Genomic DNA, 21,689 nt, shown 5'->3' with positions numbered 1-21,689 from the left:
ACCATAATTTTTAAAAATGTGAACTATGACCATCTGGTCGATTTGGGCTGCAGTTTATGGGTCTATTGATGTGAGTAAGGCGGGTCCTTGGATGCGGGTCGGCATTGAGCTGGATATTCACAAGAAAAGGCGGTCAGGATTGCTCCTGACCGCCTGGATTGTCTTGGCGTCCCCAAGGGGATTCGAACCCCTGTTAACGGCGTGAGAGGCCGTCGTCCTGGACCGGGCTAGACGATGGGGACCCGGAATGAAAAATGGCAGCCCGTTCGGGCTGCCATTGTCACTTGTGCTGTGGTGGGTCGTGTTGGGCTCGAACCAACGACTCTCTGCTTAAAAGGCAGATACTCTACCAACTGAGTTAACGACCCAAGCTCGAAGGACTGTTTTGATAGCGATGCGAGTCTTTGCTGTCAAGCGTAAATTTAACGCGTCCTGATTTTCTTTTTTGTGATATTGTAACCAATTGTTTTTGCTGAAAATGTAAAATTTTCCTTGCCAAATGGGTTTCCGGTGGTATAATGCCTATTCTCCGCGAAAAATCACCCATATCAATATTAGGAGTACGATTCCATGACCAGGAAAGACCGTACGGAAGGTATCTATAGCAGACGCGAGGTGCTGGACGAGTCTGAACGCAGGCAATACTGTCTGTTGCAGCTCAAGGAGCTCCTGTCCTATGCCTACCGCTACTCCGAGGACGTGAAGAAGCGGTTTGACCGCGCGCAGTTCAACGTGGACAAGTTCCGCACTCTGAACGACCTCAAGCATATCCCCATCATCAAGAAAAAGGAACTGATATTCCTTCAGAGCATGGGCCCGCGCCTTGGCGGCCTGCTGACCAAGGATCTCGGTGAACTCAATCGCATATTCCTTTCCCCGGGTCCCATCTTTGATCCCGAAGACCGCACTGAGGACTACTGGGGTTGGACCGAAGGCTTCTATGCCGCTGGTTTCCGTGCCGGCGATGTGTGTCAGGTTACCTTCAACTATCACCTCGCTCCGGCGGGGCTGATGTTCGAGGAGCCGCTCCGCGGTCTGTCCTGCGCGGTTGTTCCGGCCGGTCCTGGCAACACCAACAGCCAGATCGAAATCATGCAGAAGCTGCGTGTCACCGGTTACGTCGGCACGCCGAGCTACCTGATGCATCTCGCCCAGAAGGCTGAGGAATCCGGGCTTTCCCTGCGCAAGGATTTGTTCCTTGAGACTGCGTTCTGCACCGGTGAAAAGCTTTCCGAGAAGATGCGCAACGCGCTGGAAAAGAAGTTCGATTGCATTATGCGTCAGGGCTACGGCACTGCGGATGTGGGCTGCATCGGCTACGAGTGCTACCACAAGAACGGCCTGCACCTTTCCAACCGCGCCTTTGTGGAAATCTGTCATCCTGACACCGGCATTCCGCTCAAGGACGGCGAGGTCGGCGAGATCGTGGTCACGGCCTTCAACAAGACCTATCCGCTTATCCGTCTGGCAACGGGTGACCTCGGTTACATTGACCGCAGCCCCTGTCCCTGCGGACGCACCAGTCCGCGTCTGGGCGGCATTGTCGGTCGCGTGGACACCACCGCCCGCATCAAGGGCATGTTCGTGTACCCGCATCAGGTGGAGCAGGTCATGGCGCGTTTCGAGGACGTCAAGCGCTGGCAGATCGAAGTCACCAACCCCGGCGGCATCGACGAGATGGTCCTTTCCATCGAGGCTGGCAGCTTTGATCAGGAAGAAGAGCTGCTGCATCTCTTCCGCGAGAAGATCAAGCTTCGCCCGATCCTCAAGGTGCTCTCTCCGGGCTCGCTGCCTCCGCAGATTCGCCCCATCGAGGACAAGCGCACCTGGGACTAGCTTCCCTCTTAAATAGCTACAAAAAAGGCCGGAAAGATGATCTTTCCGGCCTTTTTCATGTTCTTTGCTTTCCGGCTAGCCGCATTTGCTGAAGCCGCAGCTTTTGCAGATGTGGCAGCCTTCCTCGAAGATGAGCACTTCACCGCAGTCCGGGCAGACTTCACGGCTCAGGCTGGTGACGCCGGAGCCTACGGTTTCTCCCTTGAGATAGCGGTTCTCGAAGACCCATGCGATGGCGTCCGGGATGGACTGGACCATTTTCTTCTTGATGAATTTCGGGTTGTCGCCGCCAATGCCCTTGAGTTGGGCCACGATGTCTCTAACATCCACACCCGAGCGAAGGGCCAGCGATACCAGACGGCCGATGGCTTCCGCCTTGGCGGTGATGGACCGGCCCGATTTGCCGATGGTTGCGAACACCTCGAAAGGTCGGTTGTTCACTTCATTCACCGTCAGGTACAGGTCGCCGAGTCCGGTTTCCACTTTCTGGGTAAAGCCGTAAATAACGTCCGGCCTGTCCTTGACGATCCCGCGCGGCGCGTTACCGTTCTGCCCCTCGGATTCCTTCTTTTCCTCACCGTCGCCAGTGCAGAGAACCTGAAGCTGTTTGCACCCGTCGCGATAGACCGTCACCCCTTTGCAGCCATACTCGTAGGCTTTCCAGTAGATGTCCCAGATTTCTTCCTGCGTGGCCTCGTTGGGCAGGTTGACGGTCTTGGAGACCGCGTTGTCGGTGTATTTCTGAAATGCGGCCTGCATCTTCAGGTGCCACATTGGCGCGATATCCATGGCGGTAACGAACACGCGGCGGATGTCTTCCGGCAGGTGCTCCATGGTCTGTATGGATGCGCCTTTGGCCACCTCTTCCATAAGTTTTTCGCTGTAGGCGCCAGCTTCCTTGAGCGCGTCTGCAAAGTAGGGGTTGCTCTCCATGAGCCTGTCGCCGTCCATGACGTTCCTGACAAAACTCAGGGCGAACAGCGGTTCCACGCCCGAGGAGCATCCGGCGATGATGGAAAGGGTTCCGGTGGGCGCAATGGTGGTCGTGGTGGCGTTTCTGTAGGGTCCCAGATTGGCCTTGCCGAAAACCGAATCTTCATAGGCGGTGAACGGGCCGCGTTCCTTGGCCAACTGCTTGGATGCGCTTCTGGCTTCATCGCGGATGAATTTCATGACGGTTTCGCCCAGATCGGCCGCCTTCTGGGAGTCGTAGGGGATACCGAGGCGGTAGAGCAGGTCGGCCCAGCCCATGACCCCAAGACCTATCTTGCGGTTCTTGTGCACATGTTCGGTGATCTGCTCCAGCGGGTACTGGGAAGCGTCAATCACGTTGTCCAGAAATCGCGTGGAGAGATGGACCACTTCCTTGAGCCGATCGTAATCCACGGTTCCACCGTTGTCGTCCGGCTTGTAGCACAGGCCGAGGTTGATGGATCCGAGGTTGCAGGCTTCATACGGGAGCAGGGGTTGCTCACCGCAGGGGTTGGTTGATTCCATTTCGCCTTGTTCCGGAGTGGGGTTGTCCCGGTTGATGCGGTCCAGAAAGACAATGCCCGGGTCGCCTGATTCCCATGCCTTGCGTACGAGGATGGAGAACACTTCGCGCGCGTTCAGTGTGCCGGTGACTGTGCCGGTATTCGGCGCAACAAGGTTGTATTCTTCATTGTTCTCAACAGCCTGCATGAATTTTTCGGTCAGGGCCACGGAAAGGTTGAAGTTGTTGAGTTCCCCGTCGCGTTCCTTGGCCTTGATGAATTCCATTATATCCGGATGGTCCACACGTAGGATGCCCATGTTGGCCCCGCGGCGTGTTCCGCCCTGTTTGATCTGCTCGGTGGCACAGTTGAATATTCTCAGGAAGGAGAGGGGGCCGGACGCGACGCCGCCGGTGGATCCGACGACTGCATCGGCCGGGCGCAGGCGGGAGAAAGAGAATCCGGTGCCCCCGCCGGACTTGTGAATCATTGCCGCGTGCTTGACCGCATCGAAAATGCCTTCGATGGAGTCTTCCACAGGCAGCACGAAACATGCGGCCAGCTGACCGAGTCTGGTTCCGGCGTTCATCAGGGTGGGGGAGTTGGGCAGAAACCAATAGCCGGTCATGAGGTCATAGAAATCCCGACTCAGCGTCTCGGTATCGTATTCCGATGTTTCATATTTCGCTTCCTCTGCCGCGATGGTCGAAGCGACCCGCCAGAACAGTTCCTTGATGGTTTCGTTCGGATTTCCGGCTTCGTCCTTATTCAGATAGCGTCTCGTGAGCACCACGTCGGCATTCGGGTTTATGATCGGTTCCGGCAGATTTTCAGGCATTGGTTTGGCAGCCATCTTCACCCTCTTTTTTCCATTAATACTGCATGTTGTTGTGTTTATGAAAATGCCCTCGGACAAACTGGTTAGAGTTTGTCTAGACTAGCTCAGTCAGTGCTTTTTGTCACAGGCAAATTTCTTGGCCGGTTATGGCTATTTATAGTAATAATTCCTGTTAGATGGTGTTTGCAGTCTTTCCTTACTTCGTCATCATTCCTAAAAAAAAGTCAATGCCCACCTTTCTTTTGGGATGAACAATATGCTTTTGTCCTGTTGAAACAAGTATTTATGTTTAATATGAACATTTGTTCTTTTTTAGTGTTCTTACTTTGTCATTCAACTGTTCGTTCATGTTCATAATGACAGATGTTTCCCATGAAACATTATGGCATTCTTCTTTGATGATATACTTTCCTTATTCCCCGGCTTATGCCAACTAGGGATAATCGGAGGTCTGTCATGATCCGTTTGGCTTCTTTATTTCTGTTGGTGTTGCTTGCATTTCCCCTTTCTGCTCACGGGGAGCCCTTCCAGGTTCTACAAGTCAACTTCGAGGGGACGGTCAGTCCTGCTTCCGAAGAAATGCTCATCGAGAGCATTTCTTATGCGCAGGATTCCGGAGTGGATCTTGTTCTGCTACGCATCGACACCCCCGGCGGGCTTGGGCAATCCATGCGTTCTATGGTCAAGGCCATATTGAACTCGCCGATTCCCGTCGCAGTCTGGGTCGGTCCAGCAGGGGCGCGGGCCACGAGTGCGGGCGTGTTCCTCGTGGCCGCCTCCGATGTTGCCGGCATGGCGCCTCAGACAACCATAGGAGCCGCTTCACCGGTCAGCGTCACTGGCGACGATATTCAAAAGACCATGCAGGCCAAGGTGCAGAATGATTTCATCAGCCTCGTCCGGGCGGTCGCTGCGCGTCGGGATCGCAACATCGAATGGTATGCCGAGTCGGTTCAGTCCGCCGCCAGCATCACTGCTGCTGAGGCGCTTGAACAGAATGTCATCGAATACGTTTCGCCTTCCGTACATGACTTTCTTGCCGACATAGGGGAGGGCGGCTTTACCCATGACGGCGAGGCAATCTCCTTTGCCGGGAATCAGGTTGTGCTGGAAACGTTCAAGCCAGGTTTCAGCTACTCGGTTCTCTCGTGGATGCTCCATCCCCAAATAGCCTACTTCCTTTTGCTCGGCGGCATGATCGGGCTGTTTTTCGAAATCACGCATCCCGGCGCAATCTTCCCCGGTGTACTCGGTGGGATCTGCCTGCTCATGGCGTTGTATGCGCTCTCGGTTCTCCCAACCACGGCGGCAGGTATCCTGCTGATCCTTTTCGCCCTGGTCCTGCTTGGGCTTGAGGTGGCCATAACCAGCTATGGTCTGCTGACTGTCGCAGGTGCCGTTGCCCTGTTCATGGGCGGTATGCTGCTCTTTCGCGATCCCTACGGTTATCTGCACATCCCCACGTGGTTGGTACTCGTGCCGTCCCTCATCTTTGTCGCCTTCGCTTCGCTCATAATCTGGCTGATACTCCGCTCCAGAAAGACGCGGTTCACTTCTGACAGCGATTCTATCGTCGGACAGGAAGGTACTGTCATTTCATGGGAAAAGGAGAATGGTCAGATAAGGGTCAGAGGCGAAATTTGGGCCGCCACAGCTGCGCTGAGCGATTTTACGCCTTCGCGCGATACCAAGGTCAAAATAGTCGCCAGAAACGGTCTGAGGTTGCAAATTGAGCCTCTGTCCCCGGAACCCACGAATGCCAACGGTTAACAAAGGAGTACAGCATGTACACAGTCCTTCCCATTGTCGCACTGGTCATTTTGTTTCTCGTTGCGGCTCTTCGCGTCCTCAACGAATATGAGCGCGGCGTCATTTTCCGTCTTGGTCGTTGCATCGGAGCCAAAGGACCGGGACTGATCATCCTCATCCCCATCGTCGATAAGATGGTCAAGATTTCGCTTCGAATCTTTGCTCTCGATGTTCCGAATCAGGACGTCATCACCAAGGACAACGTCAGCGTGAAGGTTAACGCGGTTGTCTACTTCCGGGTTGTTGAGCCGGTTCGGGCCATTCTTGAAATCGAGGACTATATGTTCGCCACCTCTCAGCTTGCCCAAACGACCCTTCGTAGCGTATGTGGTGGCGTCGAGCTTGATGATCTTCTGTCCCACCGGGACAAGGTCAATTCGCAGATTCAGGCCATTCTCGATGAACATACCGACCCGTGGGGCATCAAGGTGACCACGGTGGAAGTGAAGTACATCGACCTTCCGCAGGAAATGCAGCGTGCCATGGCCAAGCAGGCCGAGGCCGAGCGCGAACGCCGGGCCAAGGTGATTGCGGCGGAAGGGGAGTTTCAGGCTGCGGACAAGCTCTCGCAGGCGGCGGATATCATTTCCCGTAACCCCGAGGCGCTTCAGCTTCGCTACCTTCAGACGCTTCGGGAAATGACTTCGGACGGCAAGGCTTCGTCCATCATCCCCGTACCGCTCGACATACTCGGCATACTCAAGCCCGATGCGCTGACAAAGCGTAATACGGATATGGAAACGAACACGCCAAACAACACGGAAGAATAGATGAAAATTCTCGTCACCGGAGCCGCTGGTTTTATCGGGTTCCACCTTTCCAAGCGCTTTCTCGACATGGGCCACGAAGTGGTTGGTCTCGATATCGTCAACGACTACTATGATCCTGCGGTGAAGTGGGACCGTCTCAAGATAATCAGCGAATATCCCGCGTTCAAGCACGCGAAGATCGACCTGAGCGACAACGCCGCCATGGAAGAACTCTTCAGCAAGGAACAGTTCACCCACGTGGTCAACCTCGCGGCTCAGGCCGGTGTCCGGTACAGCATCGAGAACCCGCGCGCGTATGTGGATTCCAACCTTGTCGGGTTCGCCAACATTCTCGAAGGCTGCCGGCACAACAAGGTGGAGCACCTCGTTTACGCATCCTCCAGCTCCGTTTACGGCATGAACACCAACATGCCGCTTTCGACCCATGAAGCGGTGGATCATCCCATGTCCCTGTACGCCGCCACCAAGAAGTCCAATGAGATGATGGCGCACTCGTACAGCAACCTCTACGGACTCCCGACAACGGGCCTCCGGTTCTTCACCGTCTACGGCCCGTGGGGCAGACCGGACATGGCGCTGTTCCTGTTCACCAAGAACATCCTAGAAGGCAAGCCCATCAACGTGTTCAACCACGGTAAGATGCGTCGTGACTTTACCTACATCGATGATATCGTCGAAGGTGTTGTTCGCGTCACCCAAAACACCGCTGCGCCGAACCCCGAGTGGGACGGCGCCAACCCGGACCCGGCAACCAGTTCCGTGCCGTACCGCATCTATAACATTGGCAACAACAATGTGGTCGAGCTGACACGCTACATTGAAGTCATTGAGGAGTGCCTTGGCAAAAAGGCCATCTACAACATGATGCCCATGCAGCCCGGGGACGTTCCTGCCACTGAGGCCGATGTGACCGACCTTCAAAATGATGTGGGTTTTCGTCCCGATACAAGCATCGAAGTCGGCATCAAGAACTTTGTTGACTGGTACCTCGATTACTACGGGAAGCCGGAATAACTGATTGGCCACTGTCGATCATCATCAGAATCACCGGAAAACCGGCCTTCGGGCCGGTTTTTTCTTTTGCCGTGATCGTTTTTCTTGCCAACTTTTCCTGGAGCATCTAAGGAAGGGGAGAACTCTGTTTCGATGTTTCACGTGAAACAATCCGGCCGGAAGCTCGAATTCCAGAAGGAGGCGTCAAGTGGCAAGGCGAATTGTAGTGGCTAACCAGAAAGGCGGTGTTGGTAAAACAACGACGGCGATCAACCTTGCCGCGTCCTTGGCGGTGATGGAGAAAAAGGTCCTCGTTGTGGACTGCGATCCTCAGGGAAACGCATCCAGCGGGTTGGGTTTTTATCCGGGCGATCGTCGGGACAACATTTATAGCGTCCTGTTCGATGTAAAAAATTCGCGCAAGGCAGTGTATGAGACCAGTGTTCCCTTTCTGGACATACTGCCCGGAACGCAGGATTTGGTTGGAGCAGAGGTTGAACTGGTGGATAAGCTTGGTCGCGAGTTCTATTTGAAGGAGCTCCTGGACAGCCTGGATGAAGATTACGAGTTCATCATCATTGATTGTCCACCGTCACTCGGGCTTTTGACCGTGAACGCTCTCTGCGCAGCCACGGAACTGCTTGTGCCTCTTCAGTGTGAGTATTACGCGTTGGAGGGCATTGCACAGCTGCTTATGACATACGAACTGGTGAAAAACCGGCTGAATCAGCAGCTTGGTATGCTCGGGGTGGTGTTGACCATGTATGATGCCCGAAACAGGCTCTCATGGCAGGTGAAGAATGAAGTCCGAAAGGCGTTTCCAGAGCATCTTTTTGAGGTGATCGTACCCCGGAACGTACGACTTTCCGAGGCACCAAGTTTCGGTAAACCCGTCATCAATTACGATATCAAATCGAAAGGCGCTGAGGCGTACCTGGCTCTGGCGCAGGAAGTCGTCAAGAAAACGGCAGACTAGAAGGAAAAGGGGAGGGGGCCTCCCCTGTATTGTTAGTAGCGGGCTTCAAGGCGTTTGTCCTTGTCCTGAAACGGTCTGCATTCGGTGACTATTTCATCTTTGAAATGCTTTTTAAGGACTTTGGCCTGACACTCAAGGCAGGTGAAAGTGACCATGCCGCCAAGGGTGGCGGAACTCAGCCGGAACTTGCGAGGGTCATCCTGTTGCCAGTCGGGAGTGGAGCTGCCGCAACATTCACAGTGGACGTGCATGTCAGGTTCGTAGTTGAAGTCCCAGTACTCCTTGAGGGTGTCCCATTCGTGGATAGGCTCGGGGGCCTGAGCGGGCTCTTCCTTGATGCCGAGAAGATTTTTGACTTTGTCCCCGACGCTCTGCCAGGCCTCGGCCGTGAGCAGGCAGCCGATGAGGTTGCCGTCCTTGTCGTAAAGTTCGCGGACATGATCGTTCATGATGGATCCTTTTTGAGATGACTGTCTTTAATGAATTGAATGGATATATAGGCGCTTGTGACGAGCTGGGCAAGAGCTCGCGCCCGAAAATATGGAGGAATGTGTCATGAGTTCGATGCAGAAAGGACTTGGTCGCGGACTTGACGCCCTGTTGGGCGGTGTGCGCGAAGACCAGGAAAAGGGAGTGGAAGCGGCTTCCGTGACCATGGTCCCGATCGAATCGGTCGTGCCGAACCCTAATCAGCCGCGCAGGGAGTTCTCGCAGGAAGGCCTCAAGGATCTTAGCGAGTCCATCCGCAGTCAGGGCGTTCTTCAGCCCATTCTCGTTCGTCCGGTTGGTGATTATCGCTATGAGCTGGTGGCCGGTGAGCGCCGCCTGAGAGCCAGCAAAATTGCCGGGCTGAAGGATATTCCGGCTCTGATCAGGGAGATGACTGATCAGGAAAGTCTCGCTGTTGCGCTCATTGAGAACCTCCAGCGCGAAGATCTGAACCCCGTTGAAGAGGCGCTTGGCTATCAGCAGTTGCAGAACCAGTTCGGGCTGAGTCAGGAAGAGCTTTCGCAGCAGGTGGGGAAGAGCCGTTCCGCCGTCGCCAACGCCCTCAGGCTCCTGAATCTGCCGGAAGCCATTCGCAAGGATATCTCCGAGGGCAATCTCTCGGCTGGACATGGCAGGGCGCTTATGTCGGTGACCGATGCCGACGTACAGGGTGAACTGCATAGCCGCATTCTGGAAAACGGGCTGACCGTTCGGCAGTCCGAAGCGCAGGCGGTTTTCTGGAAGAACAACGGTCGTCTGCCGGGAGTGGGGGAAGACCATTCACCGAAAAAGAGTACCACGACAACCGGGAAAAGTGAGCCTGATCCGGTGGTGAGCACCATTCAGGAGTCCATAGCCGGTTCACTGAATGTTGCGGTTAAAATGTCTGGAAGCCCTAAAAAAGGTAAAATTACTATCAAGTATGAGAGTGAAGACGATTTGCGGAATCTTGTGGATATGCTTGGCGGCGACTGGCCGCAGTAACAGCATGATAATTTCCTGATCGTATAAAGGACAGAATCACGAACCATGCGGGATGAACTGAAGCAATTGCTTGGAAAGGTTGCGGGCCGGAGGGTCCTGATCATCGGTGACCTGATGCTCGACCATTATCTGACGGGGTCTGTTGAGCGTATTTCTCCGGAAGCGCCGGTACCTGTCGTACGGGTGGAGAAGGAAACACACGTGCTCGGCGGAGCTGGAAACGTTGCCAGAAACATTGCAGAACTTGGCGGTCAGCCGGTTTTGGCGGGAATGCGTGGCAAGGATATCCATGGTGATACGCTGACCAGACTTTGTAACGAACACGGGCTCGAAACCCGGCTCGTAGTCTCGGAAACCCGTCCCACCACGATCAAGACCCGAGTGCTGGCCAGCAACCAGCAGATTGTGCGCGTAGACCACGAAGAACTCGGCAATCCGACAGGCCCGGAGCTGGACGAGCTCTTTGCGGACATTGAAGAAGACTTGGAGAACACACCGGTCATCATTCTCTCGGATTACGGTAAGGGCCTTGTTTGCCGAGAATTCATGGACCGCCTGTGGTCCGCATTGGAGTCATTGGAGAACCGGCCGATGGTGCTGGTTGATCCCAAGACGGTAAACTACGATTTCTATCAGGGGGTGGACCTGCTGACCCCCAATACCAAGGAAGCCGGAGAAGGCGCAGGAATGCACGTTTCCGGACGCGATGAGGCCGTGGAGGCTGGGCGCAGGCTTTTCGACAGACTCGGATGCCGTCACCTGTTGGTGACTCTTGGACGCGACGGAATGGCCCTGTTCCACGACCGCGAAAATGTACACCATATCCCCACGTTCGCCAGAAACGTCTTTGACGTTACGGGAGCAGGGGATACCGTCATTGCCACTTTGGCGCTCGGCCTTGCCGCCGGGGGCGGTCTTGTGGCATCGGCAACCCTCGCCAACCATGCGGCGGGGATCGTTGTCTCTCGTATCGGCGCGGCAACGGCTACGCCGGGCCAGATCATGGAGTCAATTGACGGATTGCCGGAGATCGAATCCGAGCGGATCTGATGGCGTGAATAGTGAATGAAAAAAGGCCGGGACACTGAGTGTCCCGGCCTTTTTCTTTTGGCGTAAGCCGAAAAGTCTATTCGTTGACGGCGAGTTTGCGCTTCACGTGTTCGCTGTTCTCGCTGTCGCGGCTGTTCTCGGAACGAACAGCGTGTTCGAGCAGCTCAAAAAGAATTTCAGTAGGCAGGTCGAGTTCCATGCAGCCATTATCCACGCGGGTAAACTCCTCGCCGGGGCGAATGCTGTAGGCGCGGCGTTCACGGGAATGCCCGATGGCGGAAATGATGCTGTATGCGTAGGAGTCGTTTTCTGCGCGGTAGAGCTTCTCCATGGTCAGCATGCCGGTATCGTCGTTGAAATACATCTCCTCTTCGACAAGACTGCCGGTCAGCGAGATGTTCTTTCCGAAGTCGTTGGGCAAAGTGATGTCCACGACGGGTTCGGTGCCGGTGTCGGTGCCTGGCATGGGCTTTCTCACCATTGTGCTACTCCTTGTCGATGGGCAGTTTCAACTGCTGCGGACCGCTCGGCGGTTTGCGGCGTTTTTGGGGAACCGAATCCTTCCAGCCTTCCTCAATGAAAGCCGTCAAACTCTCTTCCGGTACCCGCCACTGGTTGCCGATTCTGATGGCCCTGATCTTTCCGCCGGTTACAAGACGGTAGGCAGTGCGATAATGGACACGCAAGATTTCGGCGACTTCGTTCACCGTCAAAAGCACGGGTCTTTTGCTTGTCGAATCCATAAACCGTCTTTGCCAGCAGGTTCAATGACTGAACATCCGATGACACAGTTTGTCAGAGCTTGTCAACAAAGTACAACGCAGTGCAACAGCTCTAAAAAAGCTCTAGAAAAACCCCCGTCGAATGGCATCCGACGGGGGTTTTGAGCGTATCATTCCGAAGTTGTTAGTATCTGCCTTTATTGGATGGCCAGTATCCGTTGAACCCTTTGCATATGTTCAGGGTGAAGGTCCGGGCGGGCTGACCGTTGAAAGTGGTCGTAATCACGATGGGTTCGGAGACTTCATCGAACATTTTCCGAACTTTTTTGGGGGCGCCGCCCTGTTCGCGCTTGCGAACGAAGATGGCGTCCCAGCCGACCTTGTCGGAAGGACCTTCCCAAAGATCGTACTGATTCATACGACGGTCATCGACCCATGCGCAGTAGGTGCGCGGCTGGCCGGGCGTGTAGAAGGCCGTGGCGCCGGTCATGTCGTATACGTCGGAAAAAATGAATACCTTGTCGGAATCTGCGAAGCGCAGCTCCCGCAGGTCGTCGATGGTCTGCCCGAGTTCGTTCCACCCCTTGAGGCGGTTGGTGATGTTGATTTCAGGTGGGATGGGAAGGTGCGGGGATAGGTTCACGATCAGGAAAAAGAGCACCGAGAGGCCCATGACGAGGTTGCGCATTCCCGTGCCCTTGCGGCGACGCACAAATCCGGCGAACGCGTATGCGGCAAGGATGGAGCCGGATACATAACTCACGGTGGTCCAGTTGGGATGCACCTGCGCATGAAAGCTCCAGAGCAGGAAGAATATCCACATGGGCCAGAAGAAGACCGCCAGCAGCGTGGCCTGTCGGGCGTTAAGTCTGGGAGCTTCGGTCTCCACGAGAGAAGGGCGGGTGTCGAAGTAGCGGAAAACCGCTGCGCCGCCGCCGATGAGCGCAAAGATCATCCACCAGGGGGTGGCGAGGCCGAATTGGGAGCCGATGTATTCAGGGAAATGGTCGAAGCGAATGAGCTGTGAGGCCTGCTTGCCCTTGAGGCCGATGAGATAGATGACGTGTTTGTAGCCGACAAAATCGTTTTGCATGTTCCAGATGAGCGTCGGCAGGAAACCGATGATCACGCCGGCGATAAGCGTGATGATCAGGCGAGGCCAGAAACCCTGCGGAAGCATACGCCGCCACTGAAGGAGCACGCCGTAGACAACGCTCAGGCCGAGAAAGCCGAGCATGGTATATTTGGCGAGGATGCCGAACCCGAAGCACACGGCCATGACCACAAAGGGAAGGTTGTTCACCCGTGTGTGCACGGCCGGCAGGTTGCCCTCGGGATTGGACGCAGCATACAGGCTGAACATGGACGCGGCCCAGAAGAACACGAAGGAGTTGTCCGTGGTCATGAGAATGCCGAGCGCCATGAACAGAGGCATGGTGGTGAGCACGAAGACAGTGAGCAGCCCCATGCCCGGACGTTTCCAGAGCTTGGCGAGGCCGAAGTACATGACGGCCTGCGTCATGGCCAGGCCGAGAATGGAGCCAAAGCGAACCCCCAGCTCGGTGTCGCCGAACACGCTGGTCCAGGTGGCGATGATCCATGCGATGAGCGGACCCTTCGAATAGTAGGTGAGCTGGAGATTGCGGGTCCAGTCCCAGTAATGCGCCTCGTCCTGAACCAGATTGAGCTGGCCGCTGGCCACAAAGAAAAAGCGCACGGCAAAGGTCGCGGCAATGATCAGAAAGGCCCACAGGCCGGGGCGAGTCCGAAATGACTGAATGATGCTCACGAAGACGCTCCGCTGATGTGCTTGATGTTTGTTGTTGAATGTTGCGTTTACCGTCTGCGTCCATGTTTTGCGGGACGAAGTGGGGCATGGATACCCCTCATGGCTCAAGTTGGCAACCGGGTCACTCGTCGAGTACGTCCGCGAGCACCAGCACCTGCGACTGTTCGTCTGCATCCAGAGAGTTACGGATGCGCTCCAGCACGCGGCGAAAATACCGAACATCGTTCACGGAAAGACCGGTCCTAGCCACCGCGTCAAGGTCGTTCAGGGCATTCTCGGCAACGTTGATCATCCTGCGGCCCTTGTCGCTCAAGTGGATGACGGTGGTGCGGCGATCCTGTTCCGAACGCTCGGCGCGGACAAGTTCATCTCGTTCCATACGGGAAAGGGTGCGAGAAAGGGTGGACTGGTCCATGTCCAGACGGGCCAAAAGCGCTTTCTGCGACATGCCGGTTTCAGGGTCGAGAGCCTTGAGCACACGGATGTAACCGGGATTGCAGCCATAGGGTGACAGCCGGGAATGCAGGGCGTCGCGGTACGAACGGTTGAGAAGGTCGAGAGCGTCAAGCAAAAGGGGGTCAGACGCATTGGATTTGAAAATATGGTCGGCCATGAATCGCTTCATATCAGCCGTGGCGCGTGCGGGCAATGCAATTGGGCCTTTACGGAAAAGGGCCGAGAATATAGATATCCGTCATGCGTATCGTGGTGAATGTGGATGATGCCGGGCTGCATCCGGCGGTGAACAGGGCTGCGGCGGAACTTGCAAAAGCGGGGACCGTCAGCTCGGCCAGCGTCGTGGCCAATGGCAAGCACGTGCGTGAAGCCGCGTCCATGCAGGGTCTCGGGCTGGGTGTTCACCTGAACATTCTTCGCGGCAGACCGCTGGGCGACCCTGACGAGCTGAACACCCTCGTGGACGAAGACGGCATGTTTCTGGCCGACTACCCTCGGCTCTTCATGCGCTACGTCACCGGGCGGGTAGATCCCGAACAGGTGTACAAGGAATGGTGCCTGCAGGTGCAGCGCCTGCTGGACCTTGGCATGAAGCCCGATCACATAGACAGCGAAAAGCACGTGCACGCATGGCCCACGCTCATGGACGTGGCCGGAAGGGTGGCGCGCCGTTTCGGCATACGGCACATGCGAAAGCCGCTGGAGTGCGGCAAGCTCATGCGTCTTGACCGGGGCATGGCCCGTGTGCGCTTTCTCAATGTCTGTTCATTTTTTCAGAAGCAGCCGGAAGACATCATCACGCCGGACTCCCTGTGGGGCATTTCCGATCAGGGCAACCGGCTGACCCCGCAGCGCTTTGCGGCCCACGTACGCGGCCACGGCCTGAACACGCCGGACACGGTGGTGGAGATATGCTGCCATCCCGGCAATGCCCGTCCGGAAGATGGGGAGCTTGATGCCGATTACGGCCGGATGCGCGTGGACTCGCAGTGGAAAGCGGAGTATGAATCCCTGTCCTCGCACGAATGGAAGGACGTCTTTGCCCAACTCGGCGCCACCGTGGTGCGGTTCGGCGATCTTTAACGGAGCGACACGTGAACGAGATAGAAGTCAGCATAGTAACACCCATGCACAACGAAGAGCTGTGCATCGAGGAATTCTACCGCCGTACCGACGCCGCCATGCGCAAGGCCGGGTACAGCTATGAAATAGTATTGGTCAACGACGGTTCCACCGACGACACCGAGCGCCTTCTGCGCCAGATCTGCGAGAAAGACCCCAAGGTGAAGGGCATCAGCCTTTCCCGCAACCGGGGCCAGTGCACTGCGCTCTATGCCGGGTTGCAGAACAGCCGCGGCCGCTGGGTGGTCATCATGGACGGCGACCTGCAGAACCTGCCCGAAGAGATCCACCTGTTGGTGGAGAAAATCCAGGAGGGATGGGACGTGGTGTCCGGACAGCGGGTCAACCGTTCGGAATCGCGCTGGCTGAGGCTCTTGCCCAGCCGCATCGCCAACTGGATGATCCGCAAGGCCAGCGGCTGCGAAATCTACGACATGGGCGGCTTCTCCTGCGTCAACGGTGACATGGCCCGTGGTCTGCACCTTCGCGAAGGACATCACCGGTTTATCCCGGCGCTCATCTACCGCATCGGCGGCGCGGTCACGGAAATTCCCACCACCTGTCCGCCGCGCTTCGCCGGCAAGAGCCATTACGGTCTGTCACGGATCGTGGACGTGCTGTTCGACATCGTGACCATCTGGTTCCAGAACGCCTTCAAGCAGCGGCCGGTCTACCTGTTCGGCCGCATCGCGCTGGCGTTTTTCGTGTTCGCTTCGCTGATCATGGCCTGGGTACTGATAGAGAAGATTTTCATGGGCGTGGACATGGGAACGCGGCCGCCGTTCTTCGGGGCCATCCTGTTCTATCTTGCTTCGCTCGGGTTCATGTCCACCGGGTTCATCCTCGAAGCCATCGGGGACACCATGGACACAGTCATGCGGACCCGCCCATACAAGATCCGCGAGATTCTCAACGGCGAAAATTCTTCCGAAGAGGGAGACCGCGAACCACCCCTATCGCGGGGATCGGACAGGTAGGACGATTTCAGGCGGGGACTGCGGACCCCGCCTTTTTTATTTTTGAAAACCGGATACATAGACTTTGGTGATCCCATGATACTGCCCTCAATCAAACGCTGGAGCCAACCTTACGGATACGCGGAAGCCCTGCGCATCGGCCTGCCGCTGGTCATCAGCATGGCCTCGACAACGCTCATGATCTTCACGGACCGCATCTTCCTCGGGCGGTACTCCGTGGATACGCTGGCCGCGTCGTTTCCGGCCAGCATCATGTATTTTCTGTTCTACTCGTTTTTTCTCGGCACGCTGGAATACGTGAGCGTCTTCGTGGCGCAGTACGTTGGCGCGGAGCGAAGCGAGCGGGTGGGGGCAGCAGTGTGGCAGGGGATGTATTTTGTCATTCCGGCTTCGCTCGTCATGAGTCTCATCGGGGTCTTCTGCGATCACATCTTTGCGCTTGCGGGTCACGCACCCACCGTGCGCGCGCTGGAGACGGCCTATTTCGAGACGGTCGCTCACGGCAGTATTTTCGGGTTCGCCTCCATCGCGCTGTCGTGTTTCTTCTCGGGCAGGGGCATCACCCGGCCGGTGATGGTGGTCAACATGCTCTCGGCAGCTGTGAACATCCCGCTGAACTATGCGCTCATCAACGGCTACTTCGGGTTCCCGGAGCTTGGCATCCGAGGGGCGGCGCTGGCCACGGTGGCGGCTTACTTCGTCAACTTCGCGGCCATGGCACTGCTGGTGTTCCGCTCCCGGTACGAGGAGCGGTTTCAGATATTCTCGCAGTGGCGGTTCAAGCCACGGTTGTTCCGTCGATTCATGAAATACGGTCTGCCGGGCGGCGCGCAATTTTTTCTGGACATGCTGGCCGTATCCTATTTCGGGATCGTGGTGGGCTGGTTCGACAAGGCTGAGCTGGCGGCTTCGAACATTGCCATCGGCATCGATACGCTGGCTTTCCTGCCGGCCATCGGCATGTCCATCGCCGCAAGTGTCATGACCGGTCAGGCCATGGGGGCCGGCAAGCCGGAAAAGGCTGCCTACGGCATGCATTCCGTGCTGCATCTGACGCTGGCGTACATGAGTTTCATGGGACTGCTGTTCGTTGTCTTTCCCGGATTCTTCGTGGACATGTTCCGAAGCGGCGACCTGAGCGCGCAGGAGTGGGCCTCGGTGCGGGAGAGCGGCGTGGTGCTCATGCGCTGGGTTGCGGCCTACACCGTGCTGGATGCCGTGGTCATGACCATTGTCGGCCTGCTCAAGGGGGCCGGTGACACCCGGTTCATTATGAAGGTGATGGGAACCGCCTCCATTTTCGGCATGATCCTGCCGCTGACGGTGCTGGTGAAGGGCTTTGGTTTCGGCGTGCAGACGGCGTGGGCCTGCCTGTTGCTGTACGTTGTGGTCCTGACCGTGGTCTACACTGCCCGCTACCGTTTTGGCAGCTGGCGGGACATCCGCATTGTGGATGACGATTCCTGATCGATGACAGCGGGCAGAATCGTGCTGAGACATGATCGCTTTCGCAAGAAATCCGAAAGGGGAGGCCGTTCCCGGCTGCGGTTGTTGCCGTTCCCGCCGCCGTGGGGTACGGTGCTGCTTTCATGGAACCGGTCCCGAAACATCCCCTCGGGACAAACATAATCGCAGATGATTTGGAGTCGCTTGATGATCACGCCCCGCTCATGGATGATTCCGCGCTTGGAAAAACCTGTCATTCAGGAGAAGGAAGTACGGACACGGCAATATGTTCGGCCCTGTTTTCCGACGGCGGGCCATCTTTCTGCGTGCCACCAGTTCGCCCCCTTGCGGACGGTTGGATTCATTCTTGATGCTCACAGCACCCTCACGGAGCTTCCGGGATGAACGTCAATCTGGTCATAGCACGCTACCGCGAAGACGTGAGTTGGGTCGCCCGGGCCGGGTACCCGGCAATTATTTACGACAAGAGCGGGGAGGGGCTGCCCGGTGCGGTCCCGCTGCCGAACATCGGGCGCGAGGCCCATACCTATTTGACGCACATCGTCCGGCATTACGAAACACTGGACGGCCTGACGGTCTTTCTGCAGGGCGATCCGTTCGACCACCTCTCGCATCAGGGGGGAACGGCGGCGGGTCTGGTTTCGATGATTGAGACGTATGCAGCCAAGGGAAGGCCTTTTGGTGGATTCGCATGGTTCAAGCTTGAGTGCGACGGGCTGGGCAGGCCGCATGATCTGCGCAAACCGGAAAACGAGGGCCGCTGGCCCGGATGGGGACACGACATACCGGTGGCGGAGACCTTCGCCAGACTCTTTGAGGGGCCGGTCCCGGAGCGGTTCGTGGCCCGGGGGGTTACCGGCAATTTCGCCGTGAGCGCGGAGCGTATTCGTACCCGTCCCAAAGCCTTTTACGAGTACGCGCTCTCCCTCGTGGAGGCGGACCCGCAGGACCGGTCCAACACCGGTCATGCCTTTGAACGGCTCTGGCATCTAATCTTCAACGGCAACACCGCCTGGAACCGGGCCCGGTACCCGCAGGAGGACTGATGCGGCTGCCCCTGAACCTGCGCATCGCCCTGTCCTCGCTCGCTGCCCACAAACTGCGGGCGGTGCTGGCCATGCTCGGCGTCTTCCTCGGTGCGCTGGCCTTCACCGGGGTGCAAAATATATCCCAGATGATGGTACGTCAGGCCGAGATAGAAACCGAAAAGCTCGGTCCGAACCTCTACGCCGTAGTGGCGGGCAAGGTTCGTTTTCGCAGAAGCGGCGGGGCGCGCATCAGCACCTATCACCGCAACTTCACGGTCTCCGACGTGCGCGCGCTCATGGCGGGCGTGCCGTCACTGATGGACGCGACCCCGTTCATCGTCAACGCCATGCCGGTACGCGGCGGCGGGGAAGCCACCACCGCACGGGTCACCGCCGCGTGGGAAAACTTCTCGCAGATACGCAGCTTCGGGCCGGACATCGGGCGGTTTTTTACCGCCGAGGAGGTGCAGGACGCCGACAAGGTGGTGGTGCTCGGCCGCAAGATCGCCAAACGGCTCTTCGGAACCCCTGAGGCGGCCATGGGGAAGATGGTCTTCATCTTCCGCGCGGGGTTCCGGGTCATCGGCATCATGGAAGCCAAGGGGCGTGATATTTCCGGCGATGATCAGGACGAGATTCTGCTCATGCCCCTGACCACCTATATGCGCCGCGCCAGCAATCAGGACTGGGTGGACGGAGCGTTCATAACGCTGGCCGACTCGGCAGACCGTCAGGTGGTGGATGGCGCAGTGGAATCCATCCTGCGCAAGCGCCACCGCATCGGTCCCGGCGAAGAGGACGACTTCGACACCCTCACGGCACGCGACACCATCCAGCTGCAGCAGCAGGCGCTGGACCTGATGCAGACCCTCGGCGGTATCGCCTCCGGCGTCTCCTTTGCCGTGGGCGGCCTTGGCATTCTTTCCATAATGGTGCTCGTGGTCCGCTCCAGACGCGTGGAGATCGGCATCCGCAGGGCCGTGGGGGGAAAACAGGGCGATATCGTCCGGCAGTTTCTCTTTGAAGCAGCCGTCATGTCCGGTGTCGGCGGCAGCGCAGGAGTGCTGGTCTCCGTGGGAGCGGCCGCCCTCGTCGCCCGCTTCGGTGATTTCCCCTTCATCGCAGACCCCTTCGTGGTCGGCGGCACACTCGTCTCAAGTTTCCTGCTCGGCATCGCCGCCGGGGCCTATCCCGCATGGCAGGCCGCCAGAATCCAGATTCTGGACGTCCTCAAGTAACCACCCACAATAAAGACTTAATACAACTTGTATGTCCAGCCATGTAAATTGCATGTCATGCCATGTAATGTGTGAGAAGAGATGGCCGAGGGTATTGCATTCCGTTCGGGGTAAGCTATACTGGACGCTCTCAGCAAGGAGACGAAAGAGTCATGAAACGAATTGCCGCCGTATTGATGTTTGTGGTCCTTATCGCGGGTACCGCCCTTGCCGCGCGCTATGTCTGGGTCGCCTCGGAAGGAACGGAGCTTCGCAGCTCCCCGAAGGGCGGTTCGCAAATTGTGGGCAAGCTGAAACTCGACGAGCGCCTTTCCGTACAGGACAAGTCCGGCCGTTGGTACAAGGTAAAGAATGACTCCGGCCGCAGCGGTTGGGTCTATCGCGGCAAGATCAGCTCCACCAAGCCAGAACGCGACGCCTCACAGGGTGCCCCCGGTCTCTTCGGCAGCCTCGACTCGGATATAGAATCAGGACGAGCCAGCACCGACCGCGCCATCCGGGGCCTGTCACCAGAAGCAGAAGCCTACGCAAAGAGCACCGGCACCCCCGAATCCTATCAGAAAGCCCTCGATTCCGTCATGGAACGAAAGATCACCCGCGACGATGTCCGCGAGTTCCTCCAGCACGGAAAAATTGGCGAATATGCCCAGTAGGAGCGAGAATATGAACAGAAGAAAAGCCATAACCCTTCTCGCCGGAACCATGGCCGGACTCACGGCTGCCCCCGCCTTTGCCCAAGGCAACCTCTTCGACGCCCTCAGCAAAGGTCTGACCAAGGAAGGCTCCAAGGAACGAAAAACCCTTGAAGGCATCGGCACGATCCTGCGCGGCGCACAAGGGCTCGACTACGAATCCGAACTCGCCCTCGGCGAAAGCCTCGCCCTTGAAGGCTTCCAACGCTACGGAATGCCGGTCGATGACGAACACGTGCAACGCTTCGTCAACCTCATGGGCAAAGCCGTCGCCGCCAACTCCACCAGACCGGATATCCCTTACCACTTCGTCGTGGTGCAAAGCCCCCTCATGAACGCCTTCAGCTGCCCAGGCGGCATAGTCTTCCTCTCCTCAGCGCTCGTCAAAGCCCTCAAGACAGAAGCGCAACTCGCCGCCATCCTCTCGCACGAAGTTGGCCACGTCGCCGCCAAACACGCCGTGGAAACCATCCAGCAGGCGCAACTGCTCCAAGGCGTCACCCAGATCACCACCGCCAACATGGACAACGAAGAAGGCAAAAAGTTTAAGAAAGCCGTCTCAGGCATGAAAGAAACCCTCTTCGATACCGGCCTCAGTCACCAAATGGAATTCGAAGCCGACCGACTCTCCATGCAGACCGCCTACCGCACCGGATACAGCCCAAAAGCCATGTACGAAGTGCTCGAAATTCTCCAAAAACACCAGTCCGGAGCCACCGTCAAAGGCTCATGGTATGGAACTCACCCGCCACTCAAGCAAAGACTGGCTAAACTCCAGATCGAACTGGAAAAATACCCCGACTGGAAGGAACTGCGAACCTCCACCGGCAGACTCGGCTGGTATCAGAAACGAATTAAATAGAAAGAATGCCTCCGGCGGGCCCTTCCGGCGGACCCTTTCAGGGGGACCAAAGGGGCGGGCCCCCTTTGGAATCCCTGGGTTGTCAGCAGGGTTGCAGCTGCTGGGTCCATGCGGCC

At 57.1% G+C, this 21,689-nt stretch carries 20 protein-coding genes and 2 tRNA genes; 14 read left to right on the top strand and 8 right to left on the bottom strand.

The features are described from left to right. Positions 1–164: 164 nt before the first annotated feature. A tRNA-Glu gene (locus B149_RS0105430) sits at positions 165–242 on the bottom strand. A 50-nt stretch (positions 243–292) separates the two neighbouring features. Continuing rightward, positions 293–368: transfer RNA gene (locus B149_RS0105425), tRNA-Lys, on the bottom strand. Positions 369–570: 202 nt separating this feature from the next. Here B149_RS0105425 and B149_RS0105420 point away from each other — a divergent pair. Beyond that, complete coding sequence (locus B149_RS0105420; RefSeq protein ID WP_018124160.1) at positions 571–1,836, top strand: phenylacetate--CoA ligase family protein; 1,266 nt, start codon at positions 571–573, stop codon at positions 1,834–1,836. A 75-nt stretch (positions 1,837–1,911) separates the two neighbouring features. Here B149_RS0105420 and B149_RS0105415 read toward each other — a convergent pair whose 3' ends face one another. Next, the gene (locus tag B149_RS0105415; RefSeq protein ID WP_026167466.1) at positions 1,912–4,164 is read right to left on the bottom strand and encodes a vitamin B12-dependent ribonucleotide reductase; all 2,253 of its coding nucleotides are present in this window, start codon (positions 4,162–4,164) and stop codon (positions 1,912–1,914) included. Between the two features lie 441 nt (positions 4,165–4,605). Here B149_RS0105415 and B149_RS0105410 point away from each other — a divergent pair, with 441 nt between their 5' ends. From B149_RS0105410 to B149_RS0105395, 4 genes are all read left to right on the top strand, one after another. Beyond that, positions 4,606–5,919, top strand: a complete 1,314-nt coding sequence (locus B149_RS0105410) for an NfeD family protein (protein ID WP_018124157.1) — start codon at positions 4,606–4,608, stop codon at positions 5,917–5,919. A gap of 14 nt (positions 5,920–5,933) precedes the next feature. Then, positions 5,934–6,728, top strand: a complete 795-nt coding sequence (locus B149_RS0105405) for a slipin family protein (RefSeq protein ID WP_018124156.1) — start codon at positions 5,934–5,936, stop codon at positions 6,726–6,728. Continuing rightward, on the top strand, positions 6,729–7,742 hold the full coding sequence (locus B149_RS0105400) for an NAD-dependent epimerase (RefSeq protein WP_018124155.1): 1,014 nt from the start codon (positions 6,729–6,731) through the stop codon (positions 7,740–7,742). It abuts the gene before it with no gap. Positions 7,743–7,929: 187 nt separating this feature from the next. Beyond that, positions 7,930–8,697: a ParA family protein gene (locus tag B149_RS0105395; protein ID WP_018124154.1), complete on the top strand. Its 768-nt coding sequence runs from the start codon at positions 7,930–7,932 to the stop codon at positions 8,695–8,697. A gap of 32 nt (positions 8,698–8,729) precedes the next feature. On the opposite strand, the gene B149_RS0105390 is transcribed toward B149_RS0105395, so the two are convergent. Beyond that, positions 8,730–9,146, bottom strand: coding sequence for a hypothetical protein (locus B149_RS0105390; protein ID WP_018124153.1), 417 nt, complete (start codon positions 9,144–9,146; stop codon positions 8,730–8,732). Between the two features lie 106 nt (positions 9,147–9,252). Here B149_RS0105390 and B149_RS0105385 point away from each other — a divergent pair, with 106 nt between their 5' ends. Continuing rightward, a complete protein-coding gene (locus tag B149_RS0105385) occupies positions 9,253–10,170 on the top strand; it encodes a ParB/RepB/Spo0J family partition protein (protein ID WP_018124152.1) in 918 nt (305 codons plus the stop codon). 45 nt (positions 10,171–10,215) lie between these two features. After that, entirely contained in the window at positions 10,216–11,220 is a 1,005-nt protein-coding gene (rfaE1, locus tag B149_RS0105380; protein ID WP_026167465.1) for a D-glycero-beta-D-manno-heptose-7-phosphate kinase, read from the top strand. Positions 11,221–11,296: 76 nt separating this feature from the next. Here rfaE1 and B149_RS0105375 read toward each other — a convergent pair whose 3' ends face one another. From B149_RS0105375 to B149_RS16515, 4 genes are all read right to left on the bottom strand, one after another. Further along, positions 11,297–11,701, bottom strand: coding sequence for a hypothetical protein (locus tag B149_RS0105375; RefSeq protein WP_018124149.1), 405 nt, complete (start codon positions 11,699–11,701; stop codon positions 11,297–11,299). A 4-nt stretch (positions 11,702–11,705) separates the two neighbouring features. Continuing rightward, positions 11,706–11,939: a helix-turn-helix domain-containing protein gene (locus tag B149_RS0105370; RefSeq protein ID WP_245533196.1), complete on the bottom strand. Its 234-nt coding sequence runs from the start codon at positions 11,937–11,939 to the stop codon at positions 11,706–11,708. Positions 11,940–12,126: 187 nt separating this feature from the next. Continuing rightward, positions 12,127–13,731: an ArnT family glycosyltransferase gene (locus B149_RS0105365; RefSeq protein ID WP_018124147.1), complete on the bottom strand. Its 1,605-nt coding sequence runs from the start codon at positions 13,729–13,731 to the stop codon at positions 12,127–12,129. Positions 13,732–13,852: 121 nt separating this feature from the next. Beyond that, on the bottom strand, positions 13,853–14,344 hold the full coding sequence (locus B149_RS16515) for a MarR family winged helix-turn-helix transcriptional regulator (RefSeq protein WP_018124146.1): 492 nt from the start codon (positions 14,342–14,344) through the stop codon (positions 13,853–13,855). Between the two features lie 83 nt (positions 14,345–14,427). Here B149_RS16515 and B149_RS0105355 point away from each other — a divergent pair, with 83 nt between their 5' ends. From B149_RS0105355 to B149_RS0105325, 7 genes are all read left to right on the top strand, one after another. Beyond that, positions 14,428–15,270 (top strand): ChbG/HpnK family deacetylase, encoded by an 843-nt coding sequence (locus B149_RS0105355; protein WP_018124145.1) that lies wholly within the window; start codon positions 14,428–14,430, stop codon positions 15,268–15,270. 11 nt (positions 15,271–15,281) lie between these two features. Further along, positions 15,282–16,286, top strand: coding sequence for a glycosyltransferase family 2 protein (locus tag B149_RS0105350; protein WP_245533195.1), 1,005 nt, complete (start codon positions 15,282–15,284; stop codon positions 16,284–16,286). 75 nt (positions 16,287–16,361) lie between these two features. Beyond that, positions 16,362–17,753, top strand: a complete 1,392-nt coding sequence (locus B149_RS0105345) for an MATE family efflux transporter (RefSeq protein WP_018124143.1) — start codon at positions 16,362–16,364, stop codon at positions 17,751–17,753. Between the two features lie 380 nt (positions 17,754–18,133). Further along, complete coding sequence (locus B149_RS0105340) at positions 18,134–18,799, top strand: DUF3431 domain-containing protein (protein ID WP_018124142.1); 666 nt, start codon at positions 18,134–18,136, stop codon at positions 18,797–18,799. Then, positions 18,799–20,019 carry an ABC transporter permease gene (locus B149_RS0105335; RefSeq protein ID WP_018124141.1) on the top strand — a complete coding sequence of 407 codons (1,221 nt, stop codon included), beginning with the start codon at positions 18,799–18,801 and terminating at the stop codon, positions 20,017–20,019. The genes B149_RS0105340 and B149_RS0105335 overlap by 1 nt, the downstream gene beginning before the upstream one ends. Before the next feature lie 152 nt (positions 20,020–20,171). Next, the gene (locus tag B149_RS0105330; RefSeq protein ID WP_018124140.1) at positions 20,172–20,672 is read left to right on the top strand and encodes an SH3 domain-containing protein; all 501 of its coding nucleotides are present in this window, start codon (positions 20,172–20,174) and stop codon (positions 20,670–20,672) included. A 10-nt stretch (positions 20,673–20,682) separates the two neighbouring features. Beyond that, positions 20,683–21,573 carry a M48 family metalloprotease gene (locus B149_RS0105325; RefSeq protein WP_018124139.1) on the top strand — a complete coding sequence of 297 codons (891 nt, stop codon included), beginning with the start codon at positions 20,683–20,685 and terminating at the stop codon, positions 21,571–21,573. Positions 21,574–21,689: the final 116 nt, after the last annotated feature.

This window comes from Desulfovibrio oxyclinae DSM 11498, assembly GCF_000375485.1.
In the GTDB taxonomy this organism is placed as follows: domain Bacteria; phylum Desulfobacterota; class Desulfovibrionia; order Desulfovibrionales; family Desulfovibrionaceae; genus Pseudodesulfovibrio; species Pseudodesulfovibrio oxyclinae.
The sequence above is the reverse complement of the archived record's forward strand: the minus strand, read 5'-3'. Positions and strand labels throughout refer to the sequence as shown.

Bases quoted from the DNA above. Each gene is read 5' to 3' on its own strand.
- B149_RS0105420 (WP_018124160.1), top strand. From the start codon at position 571: ATGACCAGGAAAGACCGTACGGAAGGTATCTATAGCAGACGCGAGGTG.
- B149_RS0105415 (WP_026167466.1), bottom strand. From the start codon at position 4,164: ATGGCTGCCAAACCAATGCCTGAAAATCTGCCGGAACCGATCATAAAC.
- B149_RS0105410 (WP_018124157.1), top strand. From the start codon at position 4,606: ATGATCCGTTTGGCTTCTTTATTTCTGTTGGTGTTGCTTGCATTTCCC.
- B149_RS0105405 (WP_018124156.1), top strand. From the start codon at position 5,934: ATGTACACAGTCCTTCCCATTGTCGCACTGGTCATTTTGTTTCTCGTT.
- B149_RS0105400 (WP_018124155.1), top strand. From the start codon at position 6,729: ATGAAAATTCTCGTCACCGGAGCCGCTGGTTTTATCGGGTTCCACCTT.
- B149_RS0105390 (WP_018124153.1), bottom strand. From the start codon at position 9,146: ATGAACGATCATGTCCGCGAACTTTACGACAAGGACGGCAACCTCATC.
- B149_RS0105385 (WP_018124152.1), top strand. From the start codon at position 9,253: ATGAGTTCGATGCAGAAAGGACTTGGTCGCGGACTTGACGCCCTGTTG.
- rfaE1 (WP_026167465.1), top strand. From the start codon at position 10,216: ATGCGGGATGAACTGAAGCAATTGCTTGGAAAGGTTGCGGGCCGGAGG.
- B149_RS0105375 (WP_018124149.1), bottom strand. From the start codon at position 11,701: ATGGTGAGAAAGCCCATGCCAGGCACCGACACCGGCACCGAACCCGTC.
- B149_RS16515 (WP_018124146.1), bottom strand. From the start codon at position 14,344: ATGGCCGACCATATTTTCAAATCCAATGCGTCTGACCCCCTTTTGCTT.
- B149_RS0105355 (WP_018124145.1), top strand. From the start codon at position 14,428: ATGCGTATCGTGGTGAATGTGGATGATGCCGGGCTGCATCCGGCGGTG.
- B149_RS0105345 (WP_018124143.1), top strand. From the start codon at position 16,362: ATGATACTGCCCTCAATCAAACGCTGGAGCCAACCTTACGGATACGCG.
- B149_RS0105340 (WP_018124142.1), top strand. From the start codon at position 18,134: ATGAACGTCAATCTGGTCATAGCACGCTACCGCGAAGACGTGAGTTGG.
- B149_RS0105335 (WP_018124141.1), top strand. From the start codon at position 18,799: ATGCGGCTGCCCCTGAACCTGCGCATCGCCCTGTCCTCGCTCGCTGCC.
- B149_RS0105330 (WP_018124140.1), top strand. From the start codon at position 20,172: ATGAAACGAATTGCCGCCGTATTGATGTTTGTGGTCCTTATCGCGGGT.
- B149_RS0105325 (WP_018124139.1), top strand. From the start codon at position 20,683: ATGAACAGAAGAAAAGCCATAACCCTTCTCGCCGGAACCATGGCCGGA.